Source organism: Enterobacter cloacae complex sp. 385G4 (genome assembly GCF_057320665.1).
In genome coordinates this window covers 408,789-421,827 of record NZ_JBXWDD010000003.1, presented here as the reverse complement: position 1 = coordinate 421,827, position 13,039 = coordinate 408,789, and the positions used below count along the sequence as shown (strand labels likewise).

General features: G+C 54.5%; 13 protein-coding genes. 6 read left to right on the top strand and 7 right to left on the bottom strand.

Going from position 1 to position 13,039, the window contains the following annotated elements:
• The first annotated feature begins 3 nt into the window (after positions 1-3).
• On the top strand, positions 4-1,122 hold the full coding sequence (locus AC2FAJ_RS12470; RefSeq protein WP_157844798.1) for a fimbrial protein: 1,119 nt from the start codon (positions 4-6) through the stop codon (positions 1,120-1,122).
• A gap of 1 nt (position 1,123) precedes the next feature.
• Here the strand turns inward: AC2FAJ_RS12470 and AC2FAJ_RS12465 are convergent, their stop codons facing one another.
• From AC2FAJ_RS12465 to AC2FAJ_RS12450, 4 genes are all read right to left on the bottom strand, one after another.
• Positions 1,124-2,371, bottom strand: coding sequence for a polysaccharide deacetylase family protein (locus tag AC2FAJ_RS12465; RefSeq protein WP_047363486.1), 1,248 nt, complete (start codon positions 2,369-2,371; stop codon positions 1,124-1,126).
• Positions 2,372-2,434: 63 nt separating this feature from the next.
• On the bottom strand, positions 2,435-2,875 hold the full coding sequence (locus tag AC2FAJ_RS12460) for a PTS sugar transporter subunit IIA (RefSeq protein ID WP_041911222.1): 441 nt from the start codon (positions 2,873-2,875) through the stop codon (positions 2,435-2,437).
• Positions 2,876-2,980: 105 nt separating this feature from the next.
• Positions 2,981-3,751 (bottom strand): ABC transporter permease, encoded by a 771-nt coding sequence (locus AC2FAJ_RS12455; RefSeq protein ID WP_485454200.1) that lies wholly within the window; start codon positions 3,749-3,751, stop codon positions 2,981-2,983.
• Positions 3,748-4,674 (bottom strand): ABC transporter ATP-binding protein, encoded by a 927-nt coding sequence (locus AC2FAJ_RS12450; protein WP_485454199.1) that lies wholly within the window; start codon positions 4,672-4,674, stop codon positions 3,748-3,750. Before AC2FAJ_RS12450 ends, AC2FAJ_RS12455 begins: the two co-directional genes overlap by 4 nt.
• A 107-nt stretch (positions 4,675-4,781) precedes the next feature.
• Here AC2FAJ_RS12450 and can point away from each other — a divergent pair, with 107 nt between their 5' ends.
• Entirely contained in the window at positions 4,782-5,444 is a 663-nt protein-coding gene (can, locus tag AC2FAJ_RS12445) for a carbonate dehydratase (protein ID WP_485454198.1), read from the top strand.
• 91 nt (positions 5,445-5,535) lie between these two features.
• Here can and hpt read toward each other — a convergent pair whose 3' ends face one another.
• Positions 5,536-6,072 (bottom strand): hypoxanthine phosphoribosyltransferase, encoded by a 537-nt coding sequence (gene hpt / locus AC2FAJ_RS12440; RefSeq protein WP_032644976.1) that lies wholly within the window; start codon positions 6,070-6,072, stop codon positions 5,536-5,538.
• A gap of 208 nt (positions 6,073-6,280) precedes the next feature.
• On the opposite strand from hpt, the gene AC2FAJ_RS12435 reads away from it, so the two are divergent.
• Positions 6,281-8,671 (top strand): glucose/quinate/shikimate family membrane-bound PQQ-dependent dehydrogenase, encoded by a 2,391-nt coding sequence (locus AC2FAJ_RS12435; RefSeq protein WP_047363483.1) that lies wholly within the window; start codon positions 6,281-6,283, stop codon positions 8,669-8,671.
• Between the two features lie 74 nt (positions 8,672-8,745).
• On the opposite strand, the gene cueO is transcribed toward AC2FAJ_RS12435, so the two are convergent.
• On the bottom strand, positions 8,746-10,305 hold the full coding sequence (gene cueO, locus AC2FAJ_RS12430) for a multicopper oxidase CueO (protein WP_485454197.1): 1,560 nt from the start codon (positions 10,303-10,305) through the stop codon (positions 8,746-8,748).
• A gap of 145 nt (positions 10,306-10,450) precedes the next feature.
• Here cueO and AC2FAJ_RS12425 point away from each other — a divergent pair, with 145 nt between their 5' ends.
• The 3 genes from AC2FAJ_RS12425 (at position 10,451) to speD (ending at position 12,578) form a co-directional block, all read left to right on the top strand.
• Positions 10,451-10,798 carry a YacC family pilotin-like protein gene (locus AC2FAJ_RS12425; protein WP_014882582.1) on the top strand — a complete coding sequence of 116 codons (348 nt, stop codon included), beginning with the start codon at positions 10,451-10,453 and terminating at the stop codon, positions 10,796-10,798.
• A gap of 115 nt (positions 10,799-10,913) precedes the next feature.
• Positions 10,914-11,783 carry a polyamine aminopropyltransferase gene (gene speE / locus AC2FAJ_RS12420; protein ID WP_028015536.1) on the top strand — a complete coding sequence of 290 codons (870 nt, stop codon included), beginning with the start codon at positions 10,914-10,916 and terminating at the stop codon, positions 11,781-11,783.
• Entirely contained in the window at positions 11,784-12,578 is a 795-nt protein-coding gene (speD, locus tag AC2FAJ_RS12415; RefSeq protein WP_041911227.1) for an adenosylmethionine decarboxylase, read from the top strand.
• A gap of 31 nt (positions 12,579-12,609) precedes the next feature.
• On the opposite strand, the gene yacL is transcribed toward speD, so the two are convergent.
• Positions 12,610-12,972, bottom strand: coding sequence for a protein YacL (yacL, locus tag AC2FAJ_RS12410; RefSeq protein WP_041911228.1), 363 nt, complete (start codon positions 12,970-12,972; stop codon positions 12,610-12,612).
• Positions 12,973-13,039: the final 67 nt, after the last annotated feature.

Sequence of the window (13,039 nt, the reverse complement as noted above, 5' to 3'; positions counted from 1 at the left end):
AGAATGTTCAGAAACATGACAGGACGTTGGTCTTTTCTCTCGTTTATAAAAATGGCGCTTGTAGGCTGGCTAAGTTTACAAGGGCAAGCATGGGCAAAGGAGTGTAAATTTTCCGACGGTGGGGGCGGTACAACCACCCTCGTAAACGGCAGCTATCCACAGGGCATCCGCTGGGCCGCCTGGGATGGCGTGAGTAACATGCGAGAACTGGCCACGTTCGAACTCAACCTTAGCCCGACGCTAACATCAAAATGTACATTCGCAGGGAATGATGGACAGCAGTTAAAGGAAAAAGATCCCAACGACTATACCTACCTTCATGGTCGCGGCCCTCAGGTTGACGGCGGTATGGGTAACTATTATTCCACCAATATTGAAGGCGTTGTATTTTCAGTGAAAATATTCTCCAGCGCAGGCGGGGGCTATTTTGGTGATGGGAATATGGAACCTAGCGGTTGGTCGACACTGGTTAGTCCCGGCCCTGATTACTACTGGGACAATCAAACCTGGAAAGCTAAAGTGACAATCTGGCAGGACGCCCGAGAGTTCCTCTATGCTAACGGCAACCGGAATAATAATCGCTACATTACGCCCGCGGCATCGTTTCCGCTGGGGCAGATGGCGATTGGCACACCTACTGACAGTAATAACCAACCCTGGACATTTATGGTCACACCCACAACCTTCCAGGTTCCCATCGTGACGTCGACCTGCCAGACCGCACAGCTGGATAAAGGCAATAACATCGATCTGGGCGAATACATGATGTCTGACTTTAACGTATCGCCCCGCACCACCAATTTCCGGGTGCAAATTTTGGGATGCGATAACGTCTGGGCGGTGGATGTAAAACTCCAGGCAAACAAAACCACGGGTTCACAGAATGAATTGCTGGGGAACACGCTGACGGGAGGCGCCGAAGGAGTGGGGGTTCAGCTTTACGCTTACAACTCAACGCCGTTACCGCCTAACGGGCTTGCTTTTACGCGTTATACCACTGCGACAGCGCCAGGGTCCGATTTCGGCATGATGGACTTTTCCGCCCAGCTCGTAAAAGACGGTAAACCGATGAAAGCAGGCGAATTTAAAGCCGTCGCGACCATCAACCTCTCCTACTATTAAGCTACCCCTGCGGCTGATTGCTGATCAGCCGCGACATCGTCTCCAGCGAATCCGTTCTTAATATATACAGGCGTTTCAGTAAGAACGGATTATCCCCCGGCTTCACCTTCCCTTTCACCGTGGTCACCGCCAGATGGAAACCGGCGTCGTTTGCCGCTTTTATCGCTTTATTGTCATAGCCACCAAAAGGATACGACAGATAAAGCACCCGCGGGTTGAACTGCGCCAGCGCGCGGCGGGAGCGCTCAAAATCAAACAGGATCACATGATAGCTGCGGCTCAATAATATGGGGTGTTTATACCCATCCACGCGATGCAGAAAGTGGGTGTGAGACTGAATGTCAAAGACATCCTGGATACTCTTGATCTCCTGGACGCTCATAAACTGCAGTGATTTAGGATCCCACTTCTGCGCATGGCCTTTGATACGTGACGAAATGATAAACGCCGTGGCGTTGAAGCCATATTCTTTCAGAACAGGGTACGCATAGCGGCTGACCGATTTCAGGCCATCATCAAAGGTGATCACCACCGCCTTAGCGGGCAGGTTCATTTTATTACGCACATACCCTTCCAGCTGATACATCGTCAGCGTGGTGTAGCCCTGGTCGCGCAGCCAGGCCATCTGGTTATTGAACGCCCTTACGCTGGTGGTCGTTGAGGTATGTCGAAAGCGCGTGTTTTCTTCATCACGCAAAATATGATGGTAGGTGAGGACCGGAAGCCCGTTATCTTCCTGCGCATCCAGGCTGCTGATCCATGCCAGGCGGTTACCAATACGGATCTGATACCAGGTCTGGTTCAGGCGATCTTTCAGTTTAGTCAGGATCGGATAGCGGAGGTTGGCGCTTAGCGTGCCAAAAGGCGCGCTGCCGCTGCTGGGGGCGTTAAAGACCGGCGTATCTTTCCAGGTAATCAGGTTCTGGTTACTGAGCGGCTTGTTCAGATCGCCCAGGCTGTCTTCAACGCGCTGTTTTCCCTGCACCTCATCCAGATGTCCTTTATCAATAAATCCGGTTCCGAAGCCGAAGCGAAATTCGTAATAATCGGCGGCAGTGGGAACAACGGCTAAGATCTGCCCGGCGCGGATATTGCCGACGTTCACCACGTCGTTACCTACCTGAGCCCAAATGGCAGCATCTTCAGTGGTTTGCATATATCGGGCGGGAAGCCCTTGCTGACTGATCAGACTGGCAGATGCGCCGCCGGATATCAGCAGTAACAGCAGGAAAACAACGCGCATGAGCATGGGATATAAATCGATACGGGAAATCAGTAGCCATTGTAACAAATGCGACATCAATACCAACGTTTAATGCTTATACAGATCGTGAAGCAGGACGAAAGGCGGGTTTTTCTGCTGCTGATGCCACAGGCTACTTAAGCCCGGAACCTGCATATTAACGAGGGTATTGCGAAATTCGGCGCTGCTCAGCGTCTCACGCAGCGGGTACATCGCTTCCAGCAGCGCATAGCTGATGCCGGAAATAACTTCGCAGTTTTCGTGCTTGTGGCTTAACAGCGCGGCGGAACGATAAGGCGCCGCGCCGGACTTATCGGTCAGAAAGATCACGCCATCGCCCGTGTCGGTTTCATGCAGCGCATCGCACATCATGCGGCTCAGCATGTTGGTGCTTAAACCGCGCCAGTAATTCACCGCACGGCATTGCGCCAGCGGACCAAATTTAGCTTCAAGCTTATCCAGCATATCCTGCGCGTGTTCATCGTGGCAGGTGATAACCCATCCCAGCATATCGTCTCTCCTTAGCAGGCGAGTAGTTTATCCAGGTGAAGGTTAGTTTACGGTGATAACTGTCAAAGAAAGTGCCCGGCAACCAGAACGTCACCGGGCAGAAGGTTAGCTACGCAGCCCACGTCCGCGCTGGATCAGATACCAGCACAGCAGGTAGAAGACGATGATGAACACTACCAGCACCGCCACCGTGGTAAACAGCGGCACATCGGTGATGCCGAGGAAGCCAAAGCGGAAACCGCTGATCATGTAGACGATCGGGTTCAGGTGCGACAGCGCCTGCCAGAACGGCGGCAGCAGCGTCAGGGAGTAGAACACCCCGCCGAGATAGGTCAGCGGCGTCAGCACGAAGGTCGGGATCAGGCTGATGTCGTCAAAGGTTTTGGCGAACACCGCGTTCAGTAACCCGGCCAGCGAGAACAGGATCGCAGTGAGCAGCAGCGTCAGCGCCACGAACAGCCATGAGTGCACCTGGAACGGCACAAAGAACAGCGAAATGGCCGTCACCAGGATCCCAACACACAGACCGCGCGCCACACCGCCACCGACGTAACCGGCAATGATCACATGCGTTGGCACCGGTGCCACCAGCAACTCCTCAATATTGCGCTGGAACTTGGCGCTGAAGAACGACGACGCCACGTTGGCATAGGCGTTGGTGATCACCGCCATCATGATCAGCCCCGGCACGATAAACTGCATATAAGTAAAGCCGTGCATCTCACCAATCCGGGAGCCAATCAGGTTACCGAAGATGATGAAATAGAGCGTCATGGTGATGACCGGCGGTACCAGGGTTTGCACCCAGATGCGCAAAAAACGGTTAATCTCTTTCGCCCAGATACTTTTCAGCGCGACCCAGTAAAGATGCGTCATGCCTTGTCTCCTTGTTTATCCTGCACCAGAGAAACAAACAGCTCTTCCAGTCGGTTCGCTTTGTTACGCATACTTAAAACCTGAATACCCTGCGCGCTCAGCTGGGAGAACACGCTGTTAATGCCCTGCTCGCGCAGCACCTCTACTTCCAGCGTCGAGGTATCGACCAGGCGATACTGATACCCTTCCAGCTTCGGCAGGGCGCTTTTCGCCGCCAGATCCAGAATAAAGGTTTCGGATTTCAGCTTGGAGAGCAGATTCTTCATCGAGGTGTTTTCCACCAGCTCGCCGTGCTGAATGATGCCGATGTTGCGGCACAGCATCTCTGCTTCTTCAAGGTAGTGGGTGGTCAAAATGATGGTGGTGCCTTTGTCATTAAGATCCTTTAGGAAACCCCACATAGAACGACGCAGTTCGATATCCACGCCTGCGGTGGGTTCATCAAGGATTAGCAGCTTCGGCTCGTGCATCAGCGCGCGGGCAATCATCAGGCGGCGCTTCATCCCCCCGGACAACATCCGCGCACGTTCGTTACGCTTTTCCCACAGATCGAGCTGTTTCAGGTACTTTTCGCTACGCTCAAGCGCCTCTTTACGCTCAACGCCGTAATAACCCGCCTGGTTAACGACAATCTGCTGCACCGTCTCAAACGGGTTGAAGTTGAACTCCTGCGGTACCAGCCCCAGCTGGCGCTTGGCGTTTACCACATCTTTTTGCAGGTCGTAACCAAAGACGCTCACCCGTCCGGACGTTTTATTCACCAGCGAGCTGATGATCCCGATGGTGGTGGATTTCCCCGCCCCGTTCGGCCCCAGAAGCGCGTAAAAATCCCCGGCCTCTACTTTTAGATCTATTCCGCGCAGCGCCTGAACGTCGCCCGGATAGGTTTTTTTAAGCTGCTCAAGCTCCAGTGCAATTGCCATGAAATTAACTTACCTTCAGTTCTGACACACGTTGTGTGGTTTCATTAAAAGTCGGGTTACCCTATAGTAGCGCAACGCAATTACTTGGTTACAGGTCGCTAACCTCCATGAACGACATAGATACACTTATTAGCAACAATGCACTATGGTCAAAAATGCTGGTGGAGGAAGACCCCGGATTTTTTGGAAAACTCGCACAAGCCCAGAACCCGCGCTTTCTCTGGATTGGCTGTTCAGACAGCCGCGTACCTGCCGAGCGCCTGACCGGCCTCGAGCCCGGCGAACTGTTTGTTCACCGCAACGTTGCCAACCTGGTGATTCATACCGATCTCAACTGCCTTTCCGTGGTTCAGTATGCCGTTGACGTTCTGCAAGTCGAGCACATCATCATCTGCGGCCACTACGGCTGCGGCGGCGTGCAGGCGGCGGTTGAAAACACGGAGCTGGGGCTCATTGATAACTGGCTGCTCCACATTCGCGATATCTGGTTCAAACATAGCTCACTGCTGGGCGAAATGCCGCAGGAGCGCCGCATGGATACCCTGTGCGAACTCAACGTGATGGAGCAGGTGTATAACCTTGGCCACTCAACGATCATGCAATCGGCGTGGAAGCGCGGGCAGAAGGTCTCGATCCACGGCTGGGCGTACGGTATTCATGATGGTCTGCTGCGCAACCTGGAAGTGACCGCCACCAACCGCGAAACGCTGGAGCAGCGTTACCGTTCGGGGATTGCCAACCTCAAGCTTAAGCACGTAAACCATAAATAAACAAAGCCGGGTGGCGGCTGCGCCTTACCCGGCCTATATGTGCCCATTCGTAGGCCCGGTAAGCGCAGCGCCACCGGGCAACAAACCGCAATTACTCGTCCAGCAATACCACTTTCCCAACATACGGCAGATGACGATAACGCTGCGCGTAATCAATGCCGTAACCCACCACGAACTCGTCCGGGATGGAGAAACCGACAAACTCCACCGGCACCTGCACTTCACGGCGCTCCGGTTTATCCAGCAGGGTGCAAATCGCCAGCGATTTCGGCTCGCGCAGGCTCAGGATCTCGCGCACCTTTGAAAGGGTGTTGCCGGAGTCGATAATGTCCTCAACGATCAACACATCTTTGCCACGAATATCCTCATCCAGATCTTTCAGGATTTTCACATCACGGGTTGTGGACATGCCGCTGCCGTAGCTGGAAGCGGTCATAAAATCGACCTCGTGCGGTACCTGCACTTCACGGCACAGGTCTGCCATGAACATGAAAGAACCGCGCAGCAGACCAACCAGCACCATTTCGCTGCCGCTGTCCTTGTAATGCTCGGTGATTTGACGACCCAGTTCGGCGATACGCGCTTTGATCTCGGCTTCCGGGATCATCACTTCAACAGTATGTTTCATATTACTAACCAAATGATTTTAATGAAAATCTCTCAATACGGATGAGTTAATATCCAGCACTGATACGCAAGCCAGCCATTATACCAGCAAATGGATAACCCTGGCGTATGAGTTATAAAAAGCAAATATTGTGATTCCGATCACACTTGTTAATACCTATAATTAGTTGCTAGCAAATTATTAACAAAAACTGACGAGTACACTTTCTATGGCTGAAACAAACTCTAAACAGCCGCGTCTACTGGTGACACTAACAGCGTTATTCGCCGCCTTCTGCGGCCTGTACCTGTTAATCGGTGGCGTCTGGCTGGTCGCGATCGGCGGCTCCTGGTACTACCCGATTGCAGGCCTGGTTATGCTTGGCGTAACCGTCCTGCTCTGGCGTAGAAAACAATCTGCACTGTGGCTGTATGCCGCACTCCTTCTTGCCACCATGATCTGGGGCGTCTGGGAAGTCGGCTTCGACTTCTGGGCGCTGACGCCGCGCAGTGACATCCTGGTCTTCTTCGGCATCTGGCTGATCCTGCCGTTCGTCTGGCGTCGCCTGATTGTGCCGTCCAGCGGTGCGGTCGCGGCGCTGGTGGTAGCGCTGTTAATCAGCGGCGGTATCCTGACCTGGGCTGGCTTCAACGACCCGCAGGAGATCAACGGTACGCTGAACGCAGAATCGACGCCTGCGGCGGCGATCTCTCAGGTTGCTGACGGCGACTGGCCTGCCTATGGCCGCAACCAGGAAGGTCAGCGCTACTCTCCGCTGAAGCAGATCAACGCGGACAACGTTAAGAACCTGAAAGAAGCCTGGGTATTCCGTACCGGCGACCTGAAGATGCCGAACGATCCCGGTGAACTGACCAACGAAGTGACGCCAATTAAAGTCGGCGATATGCTTTATCTGTGTACGGCGCACCAGCGTCTGTTCGCGCTCGACGCGGCCACCGGTAAAGAGAAATGGCACTTCGATCCGCAGCTGAACTCCAACCCGTCGTTCCAGCACGTGACCTGTCGTGGCGTCTCTTATCACGAAGCGCGCCCGGATAATGCGAGCCCGGAAGTCATTGCCGACTGTCCTCGCCGCATCATGCTGCCGGTGAACGATGGTCGTCTGTTCGCCATCAATGCCGAAACGGGCAAGCTGTGTGAAACCTTCGCCAACAAAGGCATTCTGAACCTGCAGACCAATATGCCGGACACCACGCCGGGTCTGTATGAGCCAACCTCCCCGCCAATCATCACCGATAAAACCATCGTGATTGCCGGTTCGGTAACGGATAACTTCTCCACCCGCGAAACCTCCGGCGTTATCCGTGGTTTCGACGTGAACACCGGTAAACTGCTGTGGGCCTTCGACCCGGGTGCGAAAGATCCGAACGCGATCCCGTCTGACGAGCACACCTTTACCTTCAACTCGCCGAACTCCTGGGCACCAGCCGCGTATGACGCGAAGCTGGACCTGGTCTACCTGCCGATGGGCGTATCCACGCCGGATATCTGGGGCGGTAACCGCACGCCGGAGCAGGAACGTTATGCGAGCGCTATCCTGGCGCTGAACGCGACTACCGGTAAGCTGGCCTGGAGCTACCAGACCGTTCACCACGATCTGTGGGATATGGATATGCCGTCCCAGCCGACGCTGGCGGACATTACCGTTAACGGCAAAACCGTGCCGGTCATTTACGCTCCGGCTAAAACCGGCAACATCTTCGTGCTGGATCGCAGCAACGGTAAGCTGGTTGTGCCTGCCCCGGAAAAACCGGTTCCGCAGGGTGCGGCCAAAGGCGACTACGTCAGCAAAACCCAGCCGTTCTCTGACCTGAGCTTCCGTCCGAAGAAAGACCTCAGCGGTGCAGACATGTGGGGTGCCACCATGTTTGACCAGCTGGTGTGTCGCGTGATGTTCCATCAGCTGCGCTATGAAGGCATCTTCACGCCGCCGTCTGAGCAGGGTACGCTGGTCTTCCCGGGCAACCTGGGAATGTTTGAGTGGGGCGGTATTTCCGTCGACCCTAACCGTCAGGTGGCGATTGCCAACCCAATGGCGCTGCCGTTCGTTTCCCGTCTGATCCCACGCGGTCCGGGTAACCCGATGGAGCAGCCGAAAGACGCGAAAGGCAGCGGGACCGAAGCCGGTATCCAGCCGCAGTATGGCGTACCGTTTGGCGTTACCCTGAACCCGTTCCTGTCTCCGTTTGGTCTGCCGTGTAAACAGCCTGCCTGGGGTTACATCTCCGGTCTGGATCTGAAAACCAACCAGATCGTCTGGAAAAAACGTATTGGTACCCCGCAGGACAGCATGCCGTTCCCGATGCCGGTTCCGGTGCCGTTCAATATGGGTATGCCAATGCTGGGAGGTCCAATCTCCACAGCCGGTAACGTGCTGTTCATCGCGGCAACCGCAGATAACTACCTGCGCGCGTACAACATGACCAACGGTGAAAAACTGTGGCAAGGCCGTCTGCCGGCCGGTGGACAGGCAACGCCGATGACCTATGAAGTGAATGGCAAGCAGTACGTTGTCATTTCTGCGGGTGGTCACGGTTCGTTTGGTACGAAGATGGGCGACTATATTGTCGCGTATGCACTGCCGGACGAAGGCAAATAAAAGCAAAACGGCAACGAAAGTTGCCGTATTTAGCAATCCAGGCCGGGTAAGGCGAAGCCGCCACCCGGCTTTTTTTATACGGTAAAACCGAGCATCATCCCCGTATCTTCATGCTCCAGCAGATGACAGTGCGCCATATAGGCAAACTCTTCAGGCGCTTCGTGGTCGAACTTCACCAGCACCTCGCTGACGCCGCCCTCCACTCTCACCGTATCTTTCCAGCCTGCTCGATGCGCTTCCGGCGCTTTACCGTTCTCAGACAGAATACGGAACTGCGTGCCGTGGATATGGAACGGGTGCAGCATCATGTCCCCTTCCCCTGAAACCACCCAGCGCTCAAACTGCCCCTTCGTGGCGGCAAACATCGGCGTGTTCATATCGAACGCTTTGCCGTTGATCTTGTTGGCGTTGTGGAAATCGAACCCGTGACCGCCGTGATCCATACCGCCCATTTTGCCGTGATCCATATTCATGTGGCCCATCATCTGGCCGTGGTGCATTCCCGCCATGGCCTGATAGCCATACTTTTTCATCAGCGCCTGCATGCCCATCATGTCGAGCATCGGGTCCATGGAGAGCTGAAGCTTACGCTGCGTGAGCCCATCCAGCGACGGGAGAGCTGGCAGCGTGGCTAAGGTGTCCGGCAGCGTACCGGAGGCCGTGACCTGTAGCGGCTGAATGCGCAGCACCGGATGCGGTTTATCAAACGGCGCCACTGCCATCCCCATCTGGCTGACAGGCAGCGTTACCAGGTCAAACGGCTTGCCGTCGCTGATGTCCACCAGCACTTCGAAGCGTTCGCCCATCAGCATCGGCAGCTCGCTTACTTTTACCGGTTCTGGCAGCAGGCCGCCATCGCTTGCCACCACGTAAAGCGGGCGCTTATCGCTGGTGGCGAAGTTCAACGAGCGGGCGTTACAGCCGTTAAGCAAGCGCAGGCGCAGCCAGCCTTTCGGGGCGGCGTGCTGCGGATAGATCGCACCGTTGGCCAGCAGCGTATCGCCAAACCAGCCGACCGCCGCGCTCATCACGTCCAGCTGGTAGTCAATCTGCCCGTCCGCGCTGAATTTTTTGTCCTGCACAATCACCGGCACATCGTCGATACCCCACTGTTTTGGCAGGCGCAGGAGACGGCTTTCGTCATCCTCAATCAACACCAGTCCGGCCAGCCCCATTGCCACCTGATGGCCCGTTTTGCCATGCTGATGCGGGTGGAACCAGCAGGTTGCCGCCCGCTGGTCAGGGGTAAAGGTTACGCTGCGTTTACCCCCAGGTTTGATAACGCCCTGGGGACCACCATCCACTTCGCCCGGAACTTCCAGCCCGTGCCAGTGCAGCGTGGTCTCCTCGGCAAGCGTATTGTGGATATCCACCGTCACCGCTTTCCCTTTGCGTAACTGAAGTGCCGGGCCGAGCAGATTGCCGTTGTAGCCCCAGGTAGTAGCGCTGTGCCCGGCGAAGGAGGTTTTACCGGCCTGAACAACGAGTTGAATACGGCTACGGGCGTCTGCGGTCAGTAAGTCAGGAATGGGTAAGGCAGGCCTTTCAGCCGCAAAAACCGCGCGGCTCCAGAGTGGTAATGCGCTGGCAACCCCCAGCACAGCGGAATATTTTAAAAAATCACGACGTTGCATGTTCATTTCCTTATTTCCAGCAGGCGATCTTTTGAGCATAAACCCTCCCCTTACCGGAAGGTCAAGTAAAGCGGCAATAATAAAGATCGTCGCACTGGCATCAAGTGTGCTAACGTTAATTTTCCGTGAAGAAGTGGTAGAAGCAATGAAGACGTTTTTCAGGACAATTTTGTTCGGTAGCCTGATGGCAATGTGTGCGAACAGCTATGCGCTCAGTGAAAATGAAGCGGAAGATATGGCCGATTTAACGGCGGTTTTTGTATTCCTGAAAAATGATTGTGGCTACCAGAATTTACCCAACGGGCAAATTCGCCGCGCGCTGGTCTTTTTCGCCCAGCAGAACCAGTGGGATCTCAGCAACTACGACAGCTTTGACATGAAGGCGCTCGGCGAAGACAGCTACCGTGACCTAAGCGGTATTGGCATTCCCACGGCTAAAAAATGCAAAGCGCTGGCTCGCGATTCGCTCAGCCTGCTCGCCTACGTCAAATAACCTTCCCGACGCCTCTTGTTAAACCTATAGCCGTGCAACCACGGTTATAGTTAGCTATCATGTTTCGCTCATTTTTTGTGAGCGTAACGGATGTTAACAAAGGAGGAGTCCGCGTATGGCCGACCACACGTTGTGGCATGAAACACTGCATGACCAGTTTGGTCAGTACTTTGCCGTTGATAACGTGCTCTATCATGAGAAAACCGATCACCAGGATCTCATCATCTTCGAGAATGCTGCCTTTGGCCGCGTCATGGCGCTGGACGGCGTCGTGCAAACGACCGAGCGCGACGAGTTTATCTATCATGAGATGATGACCCACGTTCCGCTGCTGGCCCACGGACACGCGAAGCATGTTCTGATTATCGGCGGCGGCGACGGCGCAATGCTGCGCGAGGTTTCACGTCATCGTTCCATTGAAACCATCACCATGGTTGAGATCGATGCGGGCGTGGTCTCTTTCTGCCGCCAGTACCTGCCCAACCATAATGCCGGCAGCTATGACGATCCGCGCTTTAATCTGGTTATCGACGACGGCGTTAACTTTGTTAACCAGACCACGCAGACCTTCGACGTGATTATCTCTGACTGCACCGACCCCATCGGCCCTGGCGCGTCGCTGTTTACCTCCTCGTTCTACGAAGGCTGCAAGCGCTGCCTGAACCCTGGCGGTATCTTCGTCGCACAAAATGGCGTCTGCTTCCTGCAGCAGGATGAAGCCCTCGACAGCCATCGCAAGCTCAGCACCTATTTCGGTGACGTCAGCTTCTATCAGGCGGCAATTCCGACTTACTACGGCGGGATCATGACCTTTGCATGGGCAACGGATAACGACGTGCTGCGTCATCTCTCTACCGAAATTATCCAGGCCCGCTTCCATCAGGCCGGGCTCACGTGCCGCTACTACAATCCGGCTATTCATACCGCAGCGTTTGCTCTGCCGCAGTACCTGCAAGACGCATTATCCACTAAGGGGGTGAGCTAATTGAAAAAGCTTAAACTACATGGCTTTAACAACCTGACCAAAAGCCTGAGTTTTTGTATTTACGATATCTGCTATGCCAAAACAGCGGAAGAACGCGATGGTTACATCGCATATATCGATGAACTCTACAACGCCAACCGTCTGACCGAGATCCTGTCAGAAACCTGCTCGATCATCGGTGCCAATATTCTGAACATCGCCCGACAGGATTATGAGCCCCAGGGTGCCAGCGTCACCATTCTGGTCAGCGAAGAGCCGGTCGACCCGAAGCTTATCGACAAAACTGAACACCCGGGTCCGCTGCCGGAAGTGGTCGTCGCCCACCTCGACAAAAGCCATATCTGCGTTCACACCTACCCGGAAAGTCACCCGGAAGGCGGGCTGTGCACGTTCCGCGCGGATATTGAAGTGTCGACCTGCGGCGTGATTTCCCCGCTGAACGCGCTGAACTATTTAATCCACCAGCTGGAATCGGACATCGTCACGATTGATTATCGCGTGCGCGGTTTTACCCGTGATATCAACGGCATGAAGCACTTCATCGACCACGAGATCAACTCCATTCAGAACTTTATGTCTGAGGATATGAAATCGCTGTATGACATGATGGACGTGAACGTGTACCAGGAAAACATCTTCCATACCAAGATGATGCTTAAGGAGTTCGACCTTAAGCACTACATGTTCCACACGAAACCGGAAGATTTAAGTGAAGAAGAGCGCAAGGTCATCACCGACCTGCTCTGGAAAGAAATGCGCGAAATCTACTACGGCCGCAATATTCCGGCCGTGTAAGTGTTGCCCGGAGCAGGGACGCTTCGGGGAGTTACTTCTGTTTCATGAACTCACGATAGGCATTCACTACCTGCAGGAAGTCTTCCACGCCGCACAGCGACAGGCTCTCTTCGTCGTAGTAGCTCATCCCCTCTTCCATCTCATCCCCTGAAAACTCAAGCTGGTTGGCGCGCACCATCACCTCTTCGCCGTCCATCCACAGGGTGTACTCATGCCCGGCACGTTGCCAGGAGCGCTCACTGCCTTTCACCGTATTTGCCGCCTGTTCGACTTCATCAAGAAGGGCGAGATTTTCTTTCACCTCTTCGTTAAACCAGTGTCCAACGGCTTCGTGCCCCATCGACATGCGCACTTTCACCACGCCGGTGATGTCGCGCAAAAATTCGTAATCCATAGCGTTTTCCTCTGCAAAGCCATTAGGGTAATTATCGCAGCAGAGGGAAAGAAAAAAAGCGGGAGAG

Excerpts from the sequence above, each read along its gene's own strand:
- AC2FAJ_RS12425 (WP_014882582.1), top strand. The coding sequence starts at position 10,451 with ATGAAGACGTTTTTCAGGACAATTTTGTTCGGTAGCCTGATGGCAATG.
- can (WP_485454198.1), top strand. The coding sequence starts at position 4,782 with ATGAACGACATAGATACACTTATTAGCAACAATGCACTATGGTCAAAA.
- cueO (WP_485454197.1), bottom strand. The coding sequence starts at position 10,305 with ATGCAACGTCGTGATTTTTTAAAATATTCCGCTGTGCTGGGGGTTGCC.
- AC2FAJ_RS12450 (WP_485454199.1), bottom strand. The coding sequence starts at position 4,674 with ATGGCAATTGCACTGGAGCTTGAGCAGCTTAAAAAAACCTATCCGGGC.
- hpt (WP_032644976.1), bottom strand. The coding sequence starts at position 6,072 with ATGAAACATACTGTTGAAGTGATGATCCCGGAAGCCGAGATCAAAGCG.
- AC2FAJ_RS12455 (WP_485454200.1), bottom strand. The coding sequence starts at position 3,751 with ATGACGCATCTTTACTGGGTCGCGCTGAAAAGTATCTGGGCGAAAGAG.
- AC2FAJ_RS12460 (WP_041911222.1), bottom strand. The coding sequence starts at position 2,875 with ATGCTGGGATGGGTTATCACCTGCCACGATGAACACGCGCAGGATATG.
- AC2FAJ_RS12470 (WP_157844798.1), top strand. The coding sequence starts at position 4 with ATGTTCAGAAACATGACAGGACGTTGGTCTTTTCTCTCGTTTATAAAA.
- yacL (WP_041911228.1), bottom strand. The coding sequence starts at position 12,972 with ATGGATTACGAATTTTTGCGCGACATCACCGGCGTGGTGAAAGTGCGC.
- AC2FAJ_RS12465 (WP_047363486.1), bottom strand. The coding sequence starts at position 2,371 with ATGCTCATGCGCGTTGTTTTCCTGCTGTTACTGCTGATATCCGGCGGC.
- AC2FAJ_RS12435 (WP_047363483.1), top strand. The coding sequence starts at position 6,281 with ATGGCTGAAACAAACTCTAAACAGCCGCGTCTACTGGTGACACTAACA.
- speE (WP_028015536.1), top strand. The coding sequence starts at position 10,914 with ATGGCCGACCACACGTTGTGGCATGAAACACTGCATGACCAGTTTGGT.